Genomic DNA, 20,207 nt, shown 5'->3' on the forward strand with positions numbered 1-20,207 from the left:
GGGATAGCGACTTATGGGAGGATCTGCAATGGAGTGGATTGTCGCGCAGCAAAATCCATTAGACAGAAGCCCTGTTGAAACCAGTCAGGCGGCAGGCAGCATTCCTGAAGTAGTCATTATTCTAATTATTTTGCTTATGATCGCAACGGTGGTTGCCCTTGTGACCCAGCGGTTGCGAATCCCCTACGTAACAGGGTTGGTGCTGGCAGGGTTGCCCATTACAGAGGTTTTCTGGCGGCGGATTGGGTTAGACCCCTCTCTCGTCCTCAATCTTTTCCTGCCCATTCTGATTTTTGAAGCGGCAATCAATACCGACATCAGCCGCCTCCGCAGTACCTTCAAGCCGATCGCCCTGTTAGCAGGGCCAGGGTCAATCTTCTCGTCGGCAATTATTGCAGCCATCGTGAAGTATGGTTTGGGGCTGGACTGGATTCCTGCCTTACTGATCGGAATCATTCTGGCAAATACCGATACCGTTTCGATGATTGCCGTTTTCAAGGAAATCCGTGTCCCTTCCAGGTTATCCACCATTGTCGAGGGAGAAACCCTGTTTAATGATGCGGCTGCCCTGGTTTCCTTTAATTTAATTTTGGTTATTTATACAACAGGCTCCCTTACGGTTGTAGATGGCATCAAAGAACTGCTGATTGTTGCTTTGGGTGGGGGGCTTGTGGGAGCGATACTGGGTTATCTGAGCTTGCCTATCTTTACCCGCCTCAACGATCCATTAAGCAGTCTGTTGTTAACTGTCGCCCTAGCATTAGGAACATTTCAAATTGGGCAATTCCTGGGTGTGTCGGGGGCAGTTTCTGTAGTCATTGCGGGACTGATCTTTGGCAATCTTGGATTGCCCCGCAGTTCGTCTGCCTCCGATCGTATGTCTTTACTGAGTTTCTGGGAATATGCTGGCTTCGGAGTCAATACCTTTATCTTCCTGCTGATCGGTATTGAGATTAACCCAATCACGCTGTGGAGAATTTTGCCTGCCATCTTGCTGGTCATTCTGGCCTATCAATTGGGACGAATTCTCTCAGTTTATTTATTGCTGGCAGGGTTGCGCTGGTTCGATCGCCCGATCCCCCTGCGCTGGCAGCACGTTCTATTCCTGGGCAATATCAAAGGGTCTCTGTCGATGGCACTGGCACTGAGTATTCCCCTGGCATTGCCTGGACGGGAAGGCATTATTGAATTAGTGTTTGGTGCAGTTTTATTTTCCCTTGTTGGACAGGGATTAAGCTTACCCTGGTTAGTCAAACGGCTTAAAATTAGCCCCGTTTCAGATGCAATGGAGCAAGTTGGAAAGCTTCAGATTCAGTTGATTGCCGCAAAAGCAGCTCAGGACGAACTGGATAGTTTGCTGAAATCAGGTGTGCTGCCCAAAGCTATATACGAAGAACTCTGGGCATCCTATCAAGCGCGAGTTGCACAGTCGGAGCGGGTGTTGCGCGATCTTTATAACCAATATCGGGCAGGTCAGTTGAAAAGCGATCGCAGCGGACTCGATACCATTCGACGACAATTGCTTCTGGCAGAAAAAGGAGCCGTTCGTGATGCCCTCCGCAAACGAATTGTTCCAGAAGATCTGGTGCAGCCCTACATCAAAGATTTGGATGAGAAACTTCTAACGTTGGAAGATGACTAGCCTGAATTCCCAGAAAATCAATCATGGGATGAACTGACTCAGGACGAGTCACAACCAGAATGGTTGAACCCGCTGCCAATACCGTATTGCCATTCGGGATTTCCAGATTTGCACAGGAGTGGCATTGATATCCAATGATCAGGGAGCCTGTTGGGAAGCGAGGATCTTGAGCGATCTGGGCAACGGTGCGCCCTGCTGCATAACAATCAATCGGAACAGGAAGCTTCAGCACCTCTACTTGTCCTTGCTCAAAATGCATCATCGACTCTACTTCAGGGTATTCGATCGCATTTGCCATCGTTGCAACTGCTAAATCCACTGTACTGATAATGTGGCTGGCTTGAGCCAGACGATAGGCTTCCAAAAACTCGCGATCGCGCATCCGCACTGCGATATGAGAGATCCCGTAGCTTCTCGATAGGGTGACCAATGCTAAATTGAGCGCATCATCTCTCAAGGCTGCCACTACCGCATTTGCCTGTCGAATCCCTGCTTCTAAGAGAACGGTTGTGCTGACGGCACTTCCTTCAAATGCCATCACACCGATTTTTTCTCGCGCAAAGCGGCAGGCAAGTGGATCGATATCAATGATGGCAACCGTATGCCCCTGTTTTAGCAATTGCTGGGCTAGCCCCAGTCCCATCATCCCCGCACCACCAATCACCACATACATCGCTAATCCTCACCGTCAAAAATGTACATTGTAAGTTGCATTCAAGCGATCGTAACTTTCTTTCTCGCTCCATCAGATCTCCACTCAGTTACACTTTTGACTGCAACTTGCTATCAGTCGGCGATCGAATTTCCAGACGGCTCCGGTAAAGGATGAGTTAAAAAGGCGTATTCCCGAACTACTCGATTACCGATCAAATGTTCTTGGATAATTCGCTCAATTACTTCTGGGGTGGCGTGGCGATACCAGACACCATCTGGGTAAACAACCAAAATCGGCCCTTGGGAGCAAACTCGCAAGCAGTTGGCCTTGGTGCGAAAGATGCAGCTAGGTCTAGTGGCGGTTGGCTTTTCCAGTTTTAGTTCTTTGAGACGTTTTTTGAGGTAGTTCCAAGATTCCAAACCAGCTTCTTTGGCGCAACATTCGGGTACGGTCTGGTCTGCACAAATAAATATATGCCGCTGAATTTGGCTCAGTCCCAAAGTTTGCACGCAAGCTGCCAAAGCGTTCTCGCCTGACCCTTCATCAATCTGACAAACTTCATCAACTGGCAAAGCTACGGAGTCTTCTGTCATTGTGCTGCTTTTGTCCGTGAATCCTATTCACTTAAATTGTCTCTCCCATTCGCTACTATCGGCGCTGAGTATTTGTACTTTGTTGATGCTGCGCCTGCCCCTGTTCGGGAACCCGTACAAACAAATTTGTTGCGATCGCACGCCCCGTCGTTTTAAATTAGCACTCAGGAGATGAGAGTGCTAACTCAAGTAAGGGCCAGGGACAAGGGACAAGAGAAAGAACGCCCGATGCCCGATGCCCAATCACTAATCATAAAGTAGGAGAAAATTTTTGTATGGCAGCAGTATCTCTAAGCGTTTCAACCGTTAAACCATTAGGCGATCGCGTCTTTGTCAAAGTAAGCGCTTCTGAGGAAAAGACCGCTGGCGGTATCCTCCTACCCGACACAGCAAAAGAAAAGCCTCAAGTTGGGGAAGTAGTCCAAATAGGCCCCGGCAAGCGCAATGACGACGGTTCCCGTCAAGAAATGGAAGTAAAAGTCGGCGACAAAGTTCTCTACTCCAAGTACGCCGGCACAGACATCAAACTCGGCACCGAAGAATACGTCCTGCTCTCGGAAAAAGACATTCTCGCCGTCGTTAGCTAACTGCTGAGTGGAGAGTTCTGAGTAACTCATTCCCAGCGCCAAATAGTCAGTTAATCCAAAATCCAAAATCCAAAATCTAAAATCCACAATCATTGACACATATGGCTAAGCGCATCATCTACAACGAAAACGCTCGTCGCGCCCTTGAAAAAGGTATCGATATCCTGGCAGAAGCTGTTGCCGTCACCCTTGGCCCTAAAGGGCGCAACGTAGTGCTGGAGAAGAAATTCGGCGCACCTCAAATTGTGAATGACGGCGTGACGATCGCCAAAGAAATCGAGCTGGAAGACCACATCGAAAATACCGGCGTTTCCTTGATTCGTCAAGCTGCTTCCAAAACCAACGACGCTGCTGGCGACGGTACCACAACTGCTACCGTTCTCGCCCACGCGATGGTGAAAGAAGGATTGCGTAACGTTGCTGCTGGTGCTAACGCGATCTCCCTCAAGCGGGGTATCGATAAAGCTACCAACTTCCTGGTAGAAAAGATCAAAGAACACGCCCGTCAGGTAGAAGATTCCAAATCTATTGCCCAAGTCGGTACCATCTCTGCCGGTAACGATGAAGAAGTCGGCAACATGATTGCCGAAGCAATGGACAAGGTGGGTAAGGAAGGCGTCATCTCCCTGGAAGAAGGGAAGTCCATGACCACCGAACTGGAAATCACCGAAGGGATGCGCTTTGACAAAGGCTATATCTCTCCCTACTTCGCTACAGATGCTGAGCGGATGGAAGCTGTTCTCGATGAGCCTTTCCTCCTGATCACCGACAAGAAGATTGCCTTGGTACAAGATTTGGTGCCAGTGCTAGAGCAAGTTGCTCGTTCCGGTCGTCCTCTGCTGATTCTCGCAGAAGATATCGAAAAAGAAGCTTTGGCTACCCTGGTGGTCAACCGCCTGCGCGGTGTGCTGAACGTAGCTGCTGTCAAGGCTCCTGGCTTTGGCGATCGCCGCAAGGCTATGCTGGAAGATATCGCCGTCCTCACTGGCGGTCAACTGATCACCGAAGATGCCGGTCTGAAGCTGGAAAATACCAAGCTGGATATGCTGGGTAAAGCTCGCCGCATCACCATCACCAAGGACAACACCACGATCGTTGCTGAAGGTAACGAAAAGGCAGTTAAGGCTCGCTGCGAACAAATCCGCCGTCAAATGGAAGAAACCGATTCTTCCTACGATAAGGAAAAACTGCAAGAGCGTTTGGCTAAGCTGGCTGGTGGTGTAGCAGTAGTTAAAGTTGGTGCTGCTACCGAAACCGAAATGAAGGATCGCAAGCTGCGCCTGGAAGACGCCATCAACGCTACCAAAGCTGCTGTAGAAGAAGGTATCGTTCCCGGTGGCGGTACGACTCTGGCTCACCTGGCTCCCCAAGTGGAAGAATGGGCTAACGCCAACCTGAAGAACGAAGAGCTGACTGGTGCTTTGATTGTCGGTCGTGCGCTATCTGCTCCTCTGAAGCGGATTGCTGAAAACGCCGGTCAAAACGGTGCTGTCATCGCCGAACGGGTGAAAGAGAAGTCTTTCGATGTTGGCTACGATGCAGCAAAAGGCGAATTTGTCAATATGTTTGAAGCTGGTATCGTTGACCCTGCCAAGGTGACTCGTTCCGCTCTGCAAAACGCGGCTTCGATCGCAGGTATGGTGTTAACTACCGAGTGTATCGTGGTTGACAAACCCGAACCCAAGGAAGGCGCTGCTGCTGGTGCTGGCGCTGGCATGGGTGGCGGCGATTTCGATTACTAATCTTTGAGTTTGTGGGGTGGGCATCTTGCCCGCCCTCTCACAGGCAAGATGCCTGTGCCACAATTGTTCAGAAAACAGCTGCTTTATGGTGGAGGCGGCTGTTTTTTTGTTTTATCCGTACAAGCTCTGATGTAGCAAAGCAGTGGCTAACTCTACCATATACAAAGTAAAGACTGCTTAAATGATTATGGAAACCTTATTTACAATTTTTTCCGGTATCTTTTTAAGTGCGGCCTGCGGCTTTAGAGTATTTGTGCCGCTGTTAGTGATGAGTATAGCATCTAAGGCTGGCCAAGTACAGCTGCCACCAGACTTTGAGTGGATTGGAACAAATCAAACACTATTGTTGTTTTCAGTTGCTACGGTTATTGAAGTTATTGCCTGTACCATTCCTGTTGTTGATAATTTATTGAAAATATTAGCTACACCAGTTGCTATAATTGCAGGAATTATTATCACTGCTGCGTTTGTCACTGATATCAGTCCGCAAATGAATCCACAGTTTCGGTGGACGCTAGGTTTTATTGTTGGCGGGGTAGCAGCAGGAAGTACTCAAGCTGTATCAATTTGGGGCAGATTTTTAACTGGAATGATGCCTATAGTACCAGCGCTAATAGAACACATAGCGGCTTGTATTGCTTCATTACTACCATTTCTATTACCTCTTTTGTTTTGAATAGCCTGATTTCCGGCTATATTTAGATATTACTTTATCAATGTTGCTAATTCTTGTATAAGTAATTCCTGCTCCTGTTTAATGGTATCTAGCCTAGAAAGAATATGTACTACTCTTTCTTGTCGCTCGCTGGGATTAAAAGTCAAACCCGATCCGGCAGTAACTAATTCATTTCTTCTCACGTTATCTACGGATTTATGACCCAATCCCAACATGGCCCGAAGCAGTTTAAAAGGCACTTGAAAAATAGATATCCATGTTTTCTCTGACAGGCTAGTTATTGCTCTTAAAAGTCCAGATACTAAGAAAATTACTAATAAAATAATGAAAAATAAAACCGCCAAACTTGGTAATGGGTGATTCCATATCCATAAAATTAGTGGGTGTTTATTCAGCCAATCATTGATAAATGAATTAATAGCAGTTTGAATTCCTTCGGAAAATGACAAGCTCAAACCTTCAGTTTTTTGAATAGTTTCTTCTAAAGAAGCTTTAGCTTTTTCGCTTACTTCATTTATATTTGCAACAGCCTTGTTAGTGGTTTCGGATAACGCCCCTTTTGCTTTTTCAGTTATTTCAGTAACTGTTCCAAGCGCTTTGTTTGTGACTTGATTAACGCTATTTACGGCTTGACCTGCTGTATTGGTTATTACATCTTTCGCTTTCTCCGTAGTTTGAGTTACAGATTCAACAGCTTTATTTGTAGTTAACGTGACGTTATTAGCAGCTTGACTAGCAGCTGTAGATAGACTATTCTTCGCTTTTTCAGCAGTTTCAGCTACTGTTCCCAGAGCTTTGTTGGCAGCTTGGTTAAGGATATTAATAGCTTGGCTAGTCGTGTTATCAAAAGTATATTGTGCTTTTTCAGCAGTTTCATGCAACGATCCTTTAGCTTTGTCTGTTGCTTCTGTTAAAGAAGTTACTGTATTTATAGTAGTTTGGTTCAAAAAATCTTTTGTCTTCTGAAGGTTTTGGGAAAGTCCGTCCAGTAATGCTATGTAGTTAATCATTCTCTTATCTCCTCCTCATTGACTGCCTACTCAAAAATAGTAGACAGTAAAATTGCCAAATGAAATTATATTACTTTACTGAAAAAACAAAGTGGCAATTTATAAAAATTCACACTACTTATACTTACTTATTAGTTGAATCTGCTTAACATCTGTGTTGCTCTTTGCTCAACGAAACCCACCCAATCTACCCATAATTTGACTACTGCCCCACTACTAAGGGATAATCAAATCGATCGCCTACAGGTTGCAAGCCATCTGGTTGCTTACGTTCAGCCATTGCCTCTAGTAACTTTTGCGCTACATCACGAGCAATTTCCAAGGTTTCAGCAATTGTCTGTCCCTGTACTACTAGCCCCGGAAGGTCTTCTGATGTTGCTAAATAAACCCCTTCTGGTAGTTTTTCAATTTTAAGGTTAATAATTTTTTCCATTTGGTTTTTCCCTATCGTAATTTACGATTAATTTTGATTATATCCAGGACTTAAGCACACGGAGGCCAGAAATCGGTTTTCTGTGTACAGTAGAGGCACGACATCAACTATCCTTAATGAATCCTTGACGAAAGTCAACAAGATTTGCTGATGCGTGTAAAGATATAGATACAACGCAGACAATAAACATCGCTTGGGTCACAACTGACTGGCTGTTACCCAGAGAATGTCGGGAGGTAAGCTGAGTGTCCGCAACCATCACAATTAGCCGCTCGGAAATTCGGGAAATTTTACAGCCGCCGCGCACTTCTAATTCTTCGCGCCTTTGGGAAATTGCACAAAAGGCAAATACTTTAGCTGTTATGGTGGAAGATCGTTGGGAGAACTTTACCGACGAAGATAGAGAATTGCTCAAAACTTTTGCTTATGCAGTGATTGAACCACCCAAGGGAATATTAGATACTATTAGTGAGTTGGTAAGCCGTTTTCTTTTTGCTTTGTTTTTGGCTGCGATCGCTATTAAAGGTGAAGCAGACGCTTTTGCTGCATATTCTAATGGCTCTAACCGTCTTATTAACGCAATTTTGGGTAGAATTGAACGAGAAGATATCGCTTATCAAAAAGCACTATCTGAAGCGATTGAAGAGGCTTTTGCCAATTTGGAAACCAGCAAGGCTATGACAGCGGAGGAAGCGTGTGAACGGATCGGGCGAATTTCAGATAAAATTATCGGAGAACATGGTTCTTACAGGAAATAATAGAATCTTCAGCTATATCGAATGAAATTGAGTCTCTAGAGAGCATAAAAACAGATGATACAGAAGAAGCAAAATGAAGTAGCAGCAACAGCAGGTGATAATGAAAATGTTATCTGCAACTGAGAATTTAACGATAAACTCACGAGTTTACCTTCATAGAGATGATACTCTGGAGGACGAAGGCGGTATCATTCAATTGCTCCAGTACCTGATTAGTCTGCTGTAAGGATGCCACAGTCTGCTGAGAAGCTTCACTTAAGTGAGATATCGCATTACTGATTTGTTGCGCCCCTTTGAATTGCCCTTCCATATTGTGACTGACTTTCTCAAATTGCGGTGTGAGACTTTGCACTTCAAATATTACAGCAGCGATTTCTCCACTGATGCGCTCAACCTGTTTTACATAGCGACTTACCTGTTGGCTGAACTTATCCATTTCCGCAACACCTTTGGAAACAGATAATTGTATATCTTCGATCATCTCCTCGATTTCCTGGGAAGCAAGAGCGGTGTTATCTGCTAGTCGCTTGACTTCTCTAGCAACAACAGTGAAACCCACCCCATGCTCTCCTGCTTTCTCCGCTTCAATGCCGGCGTTGAGGGAAATTAAATTGATTCGATCGGCTACTTTACTAATCTTGGCCACCACGCTATTGATGTTATTAGCTTTTTCATTCATGATTGCCAATCTAGAGGAGATCGCGGTCGTGGCAGTTGCCAATTGATACATCCCATCTGCCATTTCCATCAGGGAGGCTTGACTATTACTTGCAGAAGCAGCAGTTGCTTGGGCTTTTTGTGTAAGATCTTCCATCGTCTTAGCTAATACCCCGTTAGTAGCAGCAATCTCCGAGGCTGTAGCTTTCACTTCGTTAGTGGAAACCGCTTGCTTTACGACAGTAGATTCTAATTGCTTGCCCGCAGTAGTAATTTGCATCGTGGAGGAGGTAACTTTCATACCTACTTGATTGGCTTGCACAATTACCTCATTGAGCTTGTCAAAGGAGGTTTTCAGTTGCCCAATCATATCGTTGAAGGAGTTTGCCAATTGTCCGACTTCATCGGAGCGATTGAGGGGTAAGATATTATGCCATTTACTAGGGTCAATTTGGCTGGCATTCAACTCAATATCTCTAGCTACCTTATTCAGGCTTTGAATTGGTTTAATAAGTAGGTATCTTACTGAAACTAAACCTAGAAATGCTGCCATCACAACAATGAGTGCCGAACGACTGATTAGGAGATAAGCCATCCTAGAAGCTACTAGCGTTGATTCAGACATCGGCTTGACAATTACTACTTTCCAATAAGAACTGGGTACGTGAAATATATAAACGGTGGATCTTTCCTGAAGTAACCAGTCATTTTCGATTTCAAATTCCTGAAAGCGTTGATTTTGCTGTTGTTGTTGCTTTAAAGGATCGGCAAGTACCGCCACCATGAGTTCAGCTTGTTGTCTATCGATTAGGTCACTTTGTTCGTCTAACTTAGCTGCTGTTTCATTACTATACTTAGGCATCTGCTCCGCCCGTATAAGAATTTTCTGGTTAATCGCTTCTAAGGCTGTAGATATGGGTTTAAATGAAGGTTGTTTAACAGCAAATTCAGATGCTTGGATAAATTCTTGTGTTGACTTACCGGAACTATCAGTCTCAATTTTTTTGACTAAAGAGAGTTGAGGAAAAGTGATGAATTTATTGTCTCGATCGACAATGAAAATATAGCCACCTGTTTTTCGCTGCCAGGATTCAGTAAATGCTTGTAAACCTCCCAGTTTCAAATCGATAGTCGCAACACCGGAAAATTTTCTATTGTCTTGGGTTGCCACTGTGCAGGTAACCATTGGTTCGTTGGAGTAGGGGTCTACATAGGAGCGGCTCCAAAAACAACGTCCTGGTTCTAAATATTTTGCTACAACGTACCAGTCCGCATTGTGGTATCCCGATTTGTTATAGTCATCGTAGTATTTGAGGGAATTATTTGTCTCTCTACCCCAGAAGAAACTTCTACGTTCAACCTTGGAATCAAATGCGTAAGGTTCTGGCCAAAATCCCCCTCCCGCTACAGCCAAATCTCCTTGAAAGTCAATCACTTTTGGCAGAACTTGTTTAAATACTATTTCTGATTTTGGTAATTTTTCTGCTGTTGCCCCTATGCTTCGGGTTAAGGCAGCAATTTCGCGAGAGCGATTCTCTAAATCTGAAACAGCATTGTCACCTGTTTGTTCGATCAGGCGTGAAGATTCAGCAAAAACTAGCTTTTTGCCTTCAATTTCGATCGCCATAATCAAACTAGCGATTAAACCAACCGCAATTACACCCACACCAATGAGGGTTTGAGTATTCAAGCTTTTATGCCATTTAACATTTGAGCTTTTCATTATCTGTTTGATTTAGTTCCTCAACTTGGTTAGTCTCTTGCCGGAATGCAACGGTTCGCACAGACGCTTATTATCAGTAAAGCCTTAATATGTAATCTATCCCAAGTATGAGCTAAAAGCAATCTGGGGCGATGGCAACAATCTGTCATATCAAATCCGGGCGAGCTACCCCTGTGACGATCGGCAGAAGATATGAGAGTACCTGGGACGGTCAAATACCAGATTTCTTCAAGAAATGTGGTATCAAGAAAACCGCGCTCAGACTGCTGTTAGTGTATCCTAAATAAAAAGTTGCCCCACAATCCAGGAGATCCCCCACGATGAAATTAAAAATTTTAGCTACTGCTATCCTGACAGCTACTATTTGCCTACCTGCGATCGTCAGAGCGGAAAATACTTTACAATTAAGGCAACTGGGCGCAGTTCGATCGTCTGTTTTAGTAGCGCAATCGGATTGGGGTGAATTTTCTTCTGTGGCGGGGCGCTTTACTGTCTTAATCCCCGGTACGCCTACTCAGGAAAGTGAAACTAACGAAGATGGCTTCGTCGAACACTCATTCACTCTTACTAAGGAAAGATCTGCTTTTCTGATTCACTATTCAGACATTCCAGAAGCAGAAGAATTAAGCGACACGGAGATTCAACAACTTTTGGATAGTACGCCAACTGACTTTGTAAAAGAAGCTAAAGCTCAATTACTCGCTTCTCGCAGTATTACACTTGATGGCAATCCTGGTAAAGAATTCGAGTTTACTCTCCGCGATGGTACTCCTGGTGCAGCTAGGGTATATTTGGTGAAGCAACGTCTATACGTAATTGTGGGAATGGCATCTGACGCTGAGAATACACAAAAGTTTGTTAATTCGTTTCGTCTGCTTTGATAGGCTATATTGTTCGTAGTTCTGGTTTCATTGAATTGCTCATAAGCTATGAGCTAAAACTACAACAAGTTTATCTAAGGTATTAGGGTTTATTCCATAATTTCACCACAGATGAAAACAGATAAACGCAGATAAACACAGATATAAACGCAAAATTTTTCCGCTACTGATGCAACTGGATACCATCTGAAATGGTAGATGGCGGCACGGGAAATTAATTATTGGTTTCAAGTGCTGACCTTACCGCCCGTGCTTAACCAATCCTACGATTATATAACGTCCTTTTTGTCAATTTATTCTACTGGACTGACGCTCTAGCCGCTAGTTAAGGAGTATTTTCACTCGATGCCAGTATAGTTGTTACTTCCTGTAAGAGCTGGTTTTGTTCATCTCTGATTGCTTCTAACCTATTCAATATATATGTGAGTCGTTCTTTCTTGTTCTCACTAACTGTCGCAGGAATCGCAGGATTCAAAGATAAAACATTTACTTCTGATTGTTTGATAGTATTTCTATTAAAATTTAACTTACTCAGAGGTGTAAGGAACAATCCTAAAAGGAATTTAGTAAATTTTCCGGGCGCTTGTAACACAAATAAAAAAGTTTGCTCCAGAAACTGACCGAGAGCTATAATGAATCGCCGTAGGACAAAAATACTAAAAATTATCAGAATTATGCTTAAGATGGGATGATATATTCCCCATACGAAAGCTTTAGTTATCGATGATAATATTGCATGAGAATCAATCCAAATTCTGATGCTATTCAGTTGCTTATCAATGTAAGCGCCAACAGAATTTTCAATAGCTGTAGAAGTAGTTTCCGTTATATTATCGACAGCCTTATCGGTTGCAGTCGTAATATTATGAACTGTAATAGATGCAGTTTCAGTTAAAGAATCTTTCGCTTGTGCGGCAGTAGTGCTAACCCTACTGACAGCTTGATGAGTTGCTTCAACTAAAGTGTTGACTGCATTGGCGGTAGTTGCCGTTATGGAATCTTTTGCTTTCTCCATTGTTTCGCCAACAGTATTAATTGCTCGGTCAGCAGTTTGGCTTACAGTATCAACTGCATTGCGAGTAACTTCTGTGGAGAAATCTTTAACTCGATCGAAGCTTTTAACAACCTGCTGAGGGAGACTTACTTCCATAATTGCGATGTTGTCCTCTCAGATAATTTGAAATTTCAGAAGTGAGATTGCAAATTGAATAATTACTTTGTTCAATCTGCAATCTGCAATCTTGTTGAAGATGCGATCGCATCTACTCATCGGCTTAGAATAAATCTAAATCGGTCACGGCACCAACACTGCTGGAAGATACCAACTTAGCGTATTTTGCCAACACACCCATCGTATAACGCGGTTTGGGCGGTTGCCACTCGGCCTGACGACGTGCTAACTCTTCATCGGAGACGTGCAGGTGCAACGATCGCGCATTGGCATCGATCGTAATGATATCGCCTTCCTTCACCAGAGCGATCGCACCACCCACAGCTGCCTCCGGCGCAACGTGACCGACGACCATCCCGTAAGTTCCGCCGGAAAAACGCCCATCCGTAATCAATCCTACCGAATCTCCCAATCCCGCACCGATAATTGCCGAAGTGGGTGCCAGCATTTCCCGCATTCCCGGCCCACCTTTCGGCCCTTCGTAGCGAACGACAATCACATCCCCAGGCTTAATTTGTCCGGCGATAATTACCATCAAGCACTCTTCTTCCGATTCAAACACCCGTGCTGGGCCAGTAATCTGCGGCTTCTTAATGCCGGTAATTTTTGCTACCGCACCTTCCGTAGCTAAATTTCCTCGCAAGATAGCCAAATGTCCTTGAGAATACATCGGGTTACTCCAAGGACGGATAACTTCTTGATTGGCGGGCGGTTCCTCCGGAACATCGCTTAACACTTCCGCAATTGTTTGACCGGTGATGGTGAGGGCGTCGCCGTGGAGCAAATCGTGTACCAACAGCATTTTCATCACTTGCGGAATCCCGCCAGCTTTGTGCAAATCAGTCGCCACAAATCTACCCGATGGTTTTAAATCGCACAATACGGGAACGCGAGCGCGAATAGTTTCAAAATCATCGAGGGATAATTCGACACCAGCAGTGTGAGCGATCGCCAGCAAGTGCAGCACCGCATTCGTCGAGCCGCCCACAGCCATAATTACAGATATGGCATTTTCAAACGCTTTACGGGTGATAATATCGCGGGGTAGCAGTTGCTTGCGAATTGCCTCCACCAAAACGAAAGCAGATTTTTCCGCGCTTTCCTCCTTTTCCGCATCTTCCGCAGCCATAGTGGAAGAGTAGGGCAAACTCATCCCCATCGCTTCAAAAGCGGAAGACATGGTGTTAGCAGTGTACATACCACCGCAAGAACCGGCACCGGGACAAGCCTTGCGTTCCACTTCCAGCAGCTCGTTAGCATCAATTTTCCCGGCGCTGTATTGTCCCACAGCTTCAAAAGCGCTAACAACAGTGAGGTCGCGTCCGTTATGATGGCCGGGTTTGATCGTACCCCCATAGACGAAAATAGCTGGTATATTCATACGAGCGATCGCAATCATCGCCCCTGGCATATTTTTATCGCAACCGCCAATTGCCAGCACCCCATCCATACTCTGGCCCATACAAGCAGTTTCGATCGAATCGGCAATCACTTCCCGCGACACCAGGGAATATTTCATCCCTTCCGTTCCCATCGAAATGCCGTCGCTGATCGTGATCGTGCCAAACATCTGCGGCATCGCACCCGCCGTCCGAATAGCCGTTTCAGCGCGAATAGCCAGCTGATTTATGCCCATATTGCAAGGGGTAATCGTGCTATACCCGTTGGCAACACCCACAATAGGTTTAGTAAAGTCATCATCACCAAAACCAACAGCACGCAGCATAGCCCGATTCGGCGATCGCTGCGTTCCCTGAGTGACGACTTGGCTTCTAAGATTGTCCGGCATTCTTTTGTCCTTTGTCAGTTGTCAGTTGTCAGTTGTCAGTTGTCAGTTGTCGTTTGTCTTTTGTCGTTTGCTTTTGACTAATGACTGATGACCAATGACACTTGACCGATGACCCTTGTTTTTGATTTTCTCAGAAGGCATCGTTGTTGCGTAGCTAAAAATAACAGAATGCAACAAAAGCTTGTGGCATTTGGGATGATCGATGAAACAAACCATTACCAGTACAGGATAAAGTATTTGTTTGTGCAAACCCTTGTGGGCACGAGGGAATGCCCAAAGGCAAATGCTTCGCCTCTGGGGATAAAGTCACAAATGGACATACAGTATGGATGCCAATGAATTGCTGAGGCGATATGCGACGGGTGAGAGAGATTTTTGGGAAACCAATTTGCGGGGAGTATCTCTGATCGGTGCAGATTTGAGCGAGATCAACCTGCGCGGGGCAGATCTCAGTCAAGCGAATTTCACAGGAGCCAACTTAATGGGGGCTAATCTGCGGGAGGCTAACTTGCGGGGAGCCATCCTGCGAGCTAATTTGACTGAGGCTAACCTGATTGCAGCCAATCTAAATACAGCCGACTTGAGTGAAGCTTGTTTGACCGATGCTAGCCTGCGGGGAGCCAATTTGGAGGGAGCTAATCTGAGTGGCGCTATCTTGACCGAATCTAATCTCAGTGAGGCCCAAATGCGAGGCGCTGACTTGAGTAGAGCTAAACTAATTGATGCTCCCATGAATCGGGTCAATTTGATCGATGCCAATCTGAGCGAAGCTATCCTAGATGGAGCAATTTTAACAAATGCCATCTTAAGTAGAGCTGTTTTGGAGAAAGCCCACCTTATCAATGCCATCCTCACCGGAGCTGTTTTAGAGGGAGCTAATCTAACTGGAGCAGATTTGAGCCGCGCAAAACTCAGCGGCGTCAATTTGACTTCTGCCAATCTCAGTCAAGCCAATTTAAGGGGCGCAAACGTAAGTTGGGCAACCCTAAGAAGTACTAACTTCCAAAAGGCCAATCTCTATCGAGCCAAACTTTGCTGGTCTAATCTGACGGGGGCTATTCTGAGCGAGGCTATACTGATTGATGCCAATCTGAATCGGGTTAACCTACGCGGTGCCGAACTCAAAGGCGCAATTATGCCCGATGGTAGAAGCCACGAGTAATGTCAAATCCGCTACGATTACCACTGTTATGCAAAGGGGGGAGTAGGGGAGCGGGAGAGCGGGAAAGTGGGAGAGTTGGGGAAGAACATTGAGGCCCAAAAAGGGGGTAGTAGTCTGTTGAGCGTTGAGTCAAAAATACTCCCAGTTGAGTTTTTGAGATGAGATTAATTTTTCTTTTCGATCGAGGGTGCATCATCTAAAGCTCGCAATTCTTCAGCCACGCGCACAAATACGCTCTGCCAATCTCCGGGATGTTGCTGACGAAATAGTCGTGCTGTGGGATACCAGGGACTGTCTTCTCTTTGCAACATCCAACGCCAGTCAGGATCGTAAGGCAATAAAATCCACACTGGCTTACCCAAGGCTCCAGCTAAATGTGCAACTGATGTGTCTATGGTAATCACTAAATCCAGCTGCATTAAGATCGCAGCTGTGTCGGCAAAGTCGTTCAGCTCTTGAGATAAATTTTGCAGGCGGGTTGTTTGGTTTAACTGGTTGAGGTCTCGCTCTTCGATATCTTTTTGCAGGCTGTAAAAGGCCATCCCCGGTATATTTATCAGTTCTAGGAAATGAGCCAGCGGACACGATCGCTTTCTCGCTGTCTTACCCTTGGAGTAGCTCGCCCAAAGAATTCCCACCTTCAATTTAGTGTCAGACAAAACTTTTAGTCGAACAGAAGATTGTGGCGCTCTCAGATAGGGAATTTCTGCTGGTACGGTTTCTATTGTAGTTCCCAAGATCCAGGGCAAGCTCATCAGGGGTGCGTGAGTGTCAAATGCTGGCAAAGGGCTATCCTGGGGAATTAGTCGATCGATACAGGAAATACTTGCCAACAATCGCATCAGGGATGCAGGACATTCGACGATGATGCGACCGCCATAAGTTGCCACCAAATTAGCATATCGAATGAACTGAATTGTATCTCCCAATCCTTGCTCGGCGTGCAGCAGAATCGATCGCCCTTCTAGGGGAGATCCGTCCCACAAAGGCACAGAAAAGGGACGCGGCGGAGTTTCCCGACTTTGCCACCGACTCTCGTATTCGGCGAATCCGCGTCGGAAATCGCCAGCCAATAGTAGCAGATATGCGCGATCGAAACGATCGTCTGGATTGAGTTGGCTGTTCGGTTGTAAGTAAGTTAATGCTTTCTCTATCTCGCCTTGAAATATCAGTGCGTGGGCTAAATTGTTCTGGGCCATTGCCAAGTTGGGATTTAATCCCAAGGCTTGACGGTAGCAACTAATGGCTTCGGCTGACTGACCTCCCTCTTCTAAGGCGCTGCCCAAGTTGTTGTAAACTTCTGGCAAGTTGGGATTGAGCGCCAAGGCTTGATGGTAGCAGGTAATGGCTGCGTCGATCTGACCCTGCTGTTTGAGCGCACTGCCCAAGTTGCTATAAGCATCGGTGTATTCTGGCTTGAGGGCGAGGGCTTTTTGATAGCAAGTAATCGCTTGCTCTAGCTCGCCCATCTCTTTGAGGGTAACGCCCAAATTGTTGTAAATTATCGGATGATCTGGTTCGATCGCCAAGGCTTTTTGATAGCAAGCAATGGCTTCTGCAAAGCGGTACAGCTTGTGAAGCACACCGCCTAAATTGCCGTAAACTAAAGCATTATCTGGTTTGAGCGCTAAAGCTTGGCGATAGCAGACGATCGCTTCTTCGAGTTGTTCTAGCCCAAACAGCGCACTGCCCAAATTGCTGTATGCTTCAGCATAGTTTGGTTTAATTGTCAAGGCTTGACGGTAACAGGCGATCGCTTCAGTCAACAGTCCCTGTTGCTGGAGGACGGCACCCAAACAATTGTAAGGTTCGGCATAATCGGGTACGAGGATGGTAGCTTGCTGGTAGCAAACGGTTGCTTCTGGCAGGTGACCTTGTTCTTGCAGTGCCTTGCCGAGATTGTAGTAAGCTCCAGGATGATTCGGTTCGAGGTTTAATGTTTGTCGGTAGCAAGCGATCGCTTCCTCAATCTGCCCCTGCTGTTGTAGCACCATAGCCAAATTGTAGGGAAAGTCTGGCACAGTAGGAGCAATGTTGACGGCTTTGCGAAAACATTCTATTGCTAGCTCGTGTTTGCCCAGCCTAACGGCAGTTAAGCCCAGTAATTGCAACGCATCAAGATTATCTGGCTGCTTTTGTAGAATTTGACGATATATCTGTTCGGCTGGCGCTAGGCGACCGGCTTCGTAATGTTGGATAGCAGCGAATAAAGATTCTGAGACAGTTGTCACCCGATTTTAGATTTTGGATGAGAGGATTTTGGATTGGCTGGGCCTAAAAAGGACAGAAGCTTTCCTAGTGACAGATTGAGAAGACCATCATCGGGTTAAGTCCCGAACTTGTTTCCCAACGTGACAATAGCAAATGAGACAGGAAGCCAACACTTACTGCTTGCAGTAAGTGTTGGTACTTCACCAACAAAGCTCACGGCTTTGAGCCAGTGAGCTTTATTGTTTGCCTCAGTCGGATTGTTTCTGAGACAACAAGAGATCGCCACAAGATTTGAGAAAAATATGGCGATCGAAAAGAAAGGATGCAACAAGGGTGATAAGCGATCGCATAATTGTGGTATGCGATCGCCTGAGAGAAAGCGTAACTTGGGTAGCGTTTCCAGTCGAACAAACCTTTAGGAGGGTTGTGAGTCTGAATTAGCGTTTAAATACGCTTCGATCGCCTCGGTTGCTAATTCAACCACTGGCTTGCCTTGACTGGCGGCTGCCTCCTTCAGACGTTGATAAACGTCATCGCGAACAGTGACGCGACGTCGAATTTTCGTAGCAGTAGCAGTGGTTTCGGAAGGTGTCTCGACTATAGTCTCGCCCATAACAGAAGAAGCTGAATGACCGTTGGTAAACTCTAACGCAGCTGGTGCCGATCGATAACTAACGGCAAAACTGCGAAGGGCCTCTAAACCTACTCTATGACAAAAGTTACCAAAACTTTCCGGTTCTACCTGTTGTTGGCGTTCTTCTTTGAAATAAACAAACAGAGGTTCTAGGGCTGCTTCTAGATCTTGGATATCCAACTTCTCTATGTAAGGTTCTGCCAGACGAGTTTGATGGGGGTCTGCACCCAGCCACAGCTGGTAAACGTTGGGAGCTCTACCGACAAAGCCGAGTTCGGCCAGATAAGGACGAGCGCAGCCGTTGGGACAACCTGTCATCCGCACGACAAAGTGTTCTTCTGGCAATCCTACTTTGGAAAGTAAGGCCCGAATTCGATCGAGAATACTGGGTAATACTCGTTCTGATTCGGTGGTGGCTAAACCGCAGGTGGGTAGGGCGGGGCAAGCCATCGAGTAACGCACTATGGGGTCGATCTCGGATACTTTTTTGATGCCGCAGCGATCGAGTATTTGCTGTATTTCCCCCTTTTGCTCTGGTGGGATATCGTAGAGAACGACATTTTGATGGGGTGTCACCCGCATGGGTAGTTGAAGTTTCTCGACGATTTCCCGCAGGGCGGTTCTCAGTTTAAAGTTGCCTTCATCTTTGATGCGACCGCTTTCGATGGAAATACCTAAGAATAGCTTGCCATCTCCCTGTTCGTGCCAACCCAAAAAGTCGAGATATTTCCATTCCGGCAGAGGTTTTAAGGGTGCGATCGCTTTGCCGAAGTAGCCTTCTACAACACTGCGGAACTTATCTACGCCCCATTCTTCCAGCAGGTATTTCAGCCGTGCATGACGCCGATCGGCGCGATCGCCATTATCGCGCTGGGTGGCGACGATCGCTTTGACCAATTCGTAGACATCTTCTTTTGCTACATAACCGATCGGATCGGCAACGCGGGGGAAGGTTTCTTCTTTGTTGTGGGTGCGTCCCAGTCCGCCACCTGCGTAAACGTTAAATCCTTCTAACTCTTGCCGATCGTTGGTTATGACTACCAAGCTCAGGTCTTGGGAGAACAAGTCAACCGAATTATCCCCCGGTACGGTGACGCTGCACTTGAACTTCCGGGGCATATAATTTGTGCCGTAAATCGGCTCTTCTTTCTCTTGGAAGGTCGTGCCGTTGCTGTTGCCTTGCCGCGCCGCTACTACTTCTGGGTTTTCTTCACCCGTGACAAATTTTTCTCCATCCAGCCAAATTTCGTAGTAAGCGCCTGTTTGAGGCGTGAGCAAGTCGGCGACGTTGTTGGCGTATTCCCACGCCCAGTCGTATTCCGGGCGATTTTTAAAGGGTGCTGGTGGTGCCATAACGTTGCGGTTGAGATCGCCGCAAGCACCCAAAGTTGACCCCATACTTTTGACGATCGCGGCGATCGCGGCTTTGAGATTTTTCTTTAAAATCCCGTGCAGCTGAAAACCTTGTCGCGTAGTCGCTCGTAGCGTATGATTTCCATATTCCTGAGATAACCGATCCAAGGTAAGATACAGCTGCGGCGGAATAAATCCACCCGGAGAGCGGGTACGCAGCATGAACTGATAGTCCTTTTCTTGACCCTTGACCCGATTATCCCGGTTGTCTTGCTGATAAGATCCGTGAAACTTGAGAATCTGAACGGCGTCTTCGCTGAAGCTGTTTGTGTCTTGCAGTATTTCTGTGGCAACGGGTTCCCGCAAATAATTACTGCGTTCTTTTAATCCTTCTACTTTGGAAAGCTTGGGAACGTTAGGAGTTTGAGTCGGAGACTGAATCATGGGAAATAGGAGTGCAACTTTAAATTAAGTATTTTAACCAGGTGTCCGTTGCCGCCACAGACTTTTGGATGGTTGAACCCTGATTT

General features: G+C 46.0%; 17 protein-coding genes. 8 read left to right on the forward strand and 9 right to left on the reverse strand.

Annotated features, from left to right (window positions below; translation table 11 throughout):
• Positions 1 to 13: 13 nt before the first annotated feature.
• Entirely contained in the window at positions 14 to 1,642 is a 1,629-nt protein-coding gene (locus tag ACE1CD_RS02120) for a cation:proton antiporter (RefSeq protein ID WP_374821234.1), read from the forward strand.
• Here the strand turns inward: ACE1CD_RS02120 and ACE1CD_RS02125 are convergent.
• Both ACE1CD_RS02125 and ACE1CD_RS02130 read right to left on the reverse strand, forming a co-directional pair.
• Positions 1,599 to 2,315, reverse strand: a complete 717-nt coding sequence (locus ACE1CD_RS02125) for a potassium channel family protein (RefSeq protein WP_374799257.1) — start codon at positions 2,313 to 2,315, stop codon at positions 1,599 to 1,601. The two genes, ACE1CD_RS02120 and ACE1CD_RS02125, sit on opposite strands and share 44 nt — an antisense overlap.
• 113 nt (positions 2,316 to 2,428) lie before the next feature.
• Positions 2,429 to 2,890 carry a ferredoxin gene (locus ACE1CD_RS02130; protein WP_374821237.1) on the reverse strand — a complete coding sequence of 154 codons (462 nt, stop codon included), beginning with the start codon at positions 2,888 to 2,890 and terminating at the stop codon, positions 2,429 to 2,431.
• Positions 2,891 to 3,165: 275 nt separating this feature from the next.
• On the opposite strand from ACE1CD_RS02130, the gene groES reads away from it, so the two are divergent.
• From groES to ACE1CD_RS02145, 3 genes are all read left to right on the forward strand, one after another.
• The gene (gene groES, locus ACE1CD_RS02135; protein WP_190465832.1) at positions 3,166 to 3,477 is read left to right on the forward strand and encodes a co-chaperone GroES; all 312 of its coding nucleotides are present in this window, start codon (positions 3,166 to 3,168) and stop codon (positions 3,475 to 3,477) included.
• A 101-nt stretch (positions 3,478 to 3,578) separates the two neighbouring features.
• The gene (groL, locus tag ACE1CD_RS02140; protein WP_374821240.1) at positions 3,579 to 5,219 is read left to right on the forward strand and encodes a chaperonin GroEL; all 1,641 of its coding nucleotides are present in this window, start codon (positions 3,579 to 3,581) and stop codon (positions 5,217 to 5,219) included.
• Between the two features lie 187 nt (positions 5,220 to 5,406).
• Positions 5,407 to 5,895, forward strand: a complete 489-nt coding sequence (locus tag ACE1CD_RS02145) for a DUF4126 domain-containing protein (protein WP_374821243.1) — start codon at positions 5,407 to 5,409, stop codon at positions 5,893 to 5,895.
• Positions 5,896 to 5,924: 29 nt separating this feature from the next.
• Here the strand turns inward: ACE1CD_RS02145 and ACE1CD_RS02150 are convergent, their stop codons facing one another.
• Together ACE1CD_RS02150 and ACE1CD_RS02155 are read right to left on the reverse strand one after the other, a co-directional pair.
• Positions 5,925 to 6,905 carry a hypothetical protein gene (locus ACE1CD_RS02150; protein ID WP_374821245.1) on the reverse strand — a complete coding sequence of 327 codons (981 nt, stop codon included), beginning with the start codon at positions 6,903 to 6,905 and terminating at the stop codon, positions 5,925 to 5,927.
• Positions 6,906 to 7,107: 202 nt separating this feature from the next.
• Entirely contained in the window at positions 7,108 to 7,338 is a 231-nt protein-coding gene (locus ACE1CD_RS02155) for a type II toxin-antitoxin system HicB family antitoxin (RefSeq protein WP_374821248.1), read from the reverse strand.
• A gap of 245 nt (positions 7,339 to 7,583) precedes the next feature.
• Here ACE1CD_RS02155 and ACE1CD_RS02160 point away from each other — a divergent pair, with 245 nt between their 5' ends.
• Positions 7,584 to 8,096: a hypothetical protein gene (locus tag ACE1CD_RS02160; RefSeq protein ID WP_374821251.1), complete on the forward strand. Its 513-nt coding sequence runs from the start codon at positions 7,584 to 7,586 to the stop codon at positions 8,094 to 8,096.
• Between the two features lie 139 nt (positions 8,097 to 8,235).
• Here the strand turns inward: ACE1CD_RS02160 and ACE1CD_RS02165 are convergent, their stop codons facing one another.
• Positions 8,236 to 10,476 (reverse strand): methyl-accepting chemotaxis protein, encoded by a 2,241-nt coding sequence (locus ACE1CD_RS02165; RefSeq protein WP_374821254.1) that lies wholly within the window; start codon positions 10,474 to 10,476, stop codon positions 8,236 to 8,238.
• Positions 10,477 to 10,607: 131 nt separating this feature from the next.
• On the opposite strand from ACE1CD_RS02165, the gene ACE1CD_RS02170 reads away from it, so the two are divergent.
• Positions 10,608 to 10,763, forward strand: a complete 156-nt coding sequence (locus ACE1CD_RS02170; protein ID WP_374799239.1) for a hypothetical protein — start codon at positions 10,608 to 10,610, stop codon at positions 10,761 to 10,763.
• A gap of 33 nt (positions 10,764 to 10,796) precedes the next feature.
• Positions 10,797 to 11,357, forward strand: coding sequence for a hypothetical protein (locus ACE1CD_RS02175; RefSeq protein WP_374799237.1), 561 nt, complete (start codon positions 10,797 to 10,799; stop codon positions 11,355 to 11,357).
• Positions 11,358 to 11,682: 325 nt separating this feature from the next.
• Here the strand turns inward: ACE1CD_RS02175 and ACE1CD_RS02180 are convergent, their stop codons facing one another.
• Both ACE1CD_RS02180 and ilvD read right to left on the reverse strand, forming a co-directional pair.
• Positions 11,683 to 12,507, reverse strand: coding sequence for a hypothetical protein (locus ACE1CD_RS02180; RefSeq protein ID WP_374821257.1), 825 nt, complete (start codon positions 12,505 to 12,507; stop codon positions 11,683 to 11,685).
• Positions 12,508 to 12,631: 124 nt separating this feature from the next.
• Entirely contained in the window at positions 12,632 to 14,317 is a 1,686-nt protein-coding gene (ilvD, locus tag ACE1CD_RS02185; RefSeq protein ID WP_374799233.1) for a dihydroxy-acid dehydratase, read from the reverse strand.
• Between the two features lie 325 nt (positions 14,318 to 14,642).
• Between ilvD and ACE1CD_RS02190 the strand changes: the two genes are divergently transcribed.
• On the forward strand, positions 14,643 to 15,479 hold the full coding sequence (locus tag ACE1CD_RS02190) for a pentapeptide repeat-containing protein (RefSeq protein ID WP_374799231.1): 837 nt from the start codon (positions 14,643 to 14,645) through the stop codon (positions 15,477 to 15,479).
• A gap of 164 nt (positions 15,480 to 15,643) precedes the next feature.
• Here the strand turns inward: ACE1CD_RS02190 and ACE1CD_RS02195 are convergent, their stop codons facing one another.
• Positions 15,644 to 17,710, reverse strand: a complete 2,067-nt coding sequence (locus ACE1CD_RS02195; protein WP_374821259.1) for a tetratricopeptide repeat protein — start codon at positions 17,708 to 17,710, stop codon at positions 15,644 to 15,646.
• 395 nt (positions 17,711 to 18,105) lie between these two features.
• On the reverse strand, positions 18,106 to 20,121 hold the full coding sequence (gene sir / locus ACE1CD_RS02200; protein ID WP_374821262.1) for a sulfite reductase, ferredoxin dependent: 2,016 nt from the start codon (positions 20,119 to 20,121) through the stop codon (positions 18,106 to 18,108).
• Positions 20,122 to 20,207 lie beyond the last annotated feature (86 nt).

Origin of the sequence: Aerosakkonema sp. BLCC-F183, from assembly GCF_041929145.1 — a bacterium.
Classification (GTDB): Bacteria; Cyanobacteriota; Cyanobacteriia; order Cyanobacteriales; family Aerosakkonemataceae; genus Aerosakkonema.

Coding starts and splice junctions, on each gene's coding strand:
- ACE1CD_RS02165 (WP_374821254.1), bottom strand. CDS start 10,476: ATGAAAAGCTCAAATGTTAAATGGCATAAAAGCTTGAATACTCAAACC.
- ACE1CD_RS02130 (WP_374821237.1), bottom strand. CDS start 2,890: ATGACAGAAGACTCCGTAGCTTTGCCAGTTGATGAAGTTTGTCAGATT.
- ACE1CD_RS02145 (WP_374821243.1), top strand. CDS start 5,407: ATGGAAACCTTATTTACAATTTTTTCCGGTATCTTTTTAAGTGCGGCC.
- ACE1CD_RS02190 (WP_374799231.1), top strand. CDS start 14,643: ATGGATGCCAATGAATTGCTGAGGCGATATGCGACGGGTGAGAGAGAT.
- ACE1CD_RS02125 (WP_374799257.1), bottom strand. CDS start 2,315: ATGTATGTGGTGATTGGTGGTGCGGGGATGATGGGACTGGGGCTAGCC.
- ACE1CD_RS02170 (WP_374799239.1), top strand. CDS start 10,608: ATGGCAACAATCTGTCATATCAAATCCGGGCGAGCTACCCCTGTGACG.
- ilvD (WP_374799233.1), bottom strand. CDS start 14,317: ATGCCGGACAATCTTAGAAGCCAAGTCGTCACTCAGGGAACGCAGCGA.
- ACE1CD_RS02180 (WP_374821257.1), bottom strand. CDS start 12,507: ATGGAAGTAAGTCTCCCTCAGCAGGTTGTTAAAAGCTTCGATCGAGTT.
- ACE1CD_RS02120 (WP_374821234.1), top strand. CDS start 14: ATGGGAGGATCTGCAATGGAGTGGATTGTCGCGCAGCAAAATCCATTA.
- ACE1CD_RS02150 (WP_374821245.1), bottom strand. CDS start 6,905: ATGATTAACTACATAGCATTACTGGACGGACTTTCCCAAAACCTTCAG.
- sir (WP_374821262.1), bottom strand. CDS start 20,121: ATGATTCAGTCTCCGACTCAAACTCCTAACGTTCCCAAGCTTTCCAAA.
- groES (WP_190465832.1), top strand. CDS start 3,166: ATGGCAGCAGTATCTCTAAGCGTTTCAACCGTTAAACCATTAGGCGAT.
- groL (WP_374821240.1), top strand. CDS start 3,579: ATGGCTAAGCGCATCATCTACAACGAAAACGCTCGTCGCGCCCTTGAA.
- ACE1CD_RS02175 (WP_374799237.1), top strand. CDS start 10,797: ATGAAATTAAAAATTTTAGCTACTGCTATCCTGACAGCTACTATTTGC.
- ACE1CD_RS02155 (WP_374821248.1), bottom strand. CDS start 7,338: ATGGAAAAAATTATTAACCTTAAAATTGAAAAACTACCAGAAGGGGTT.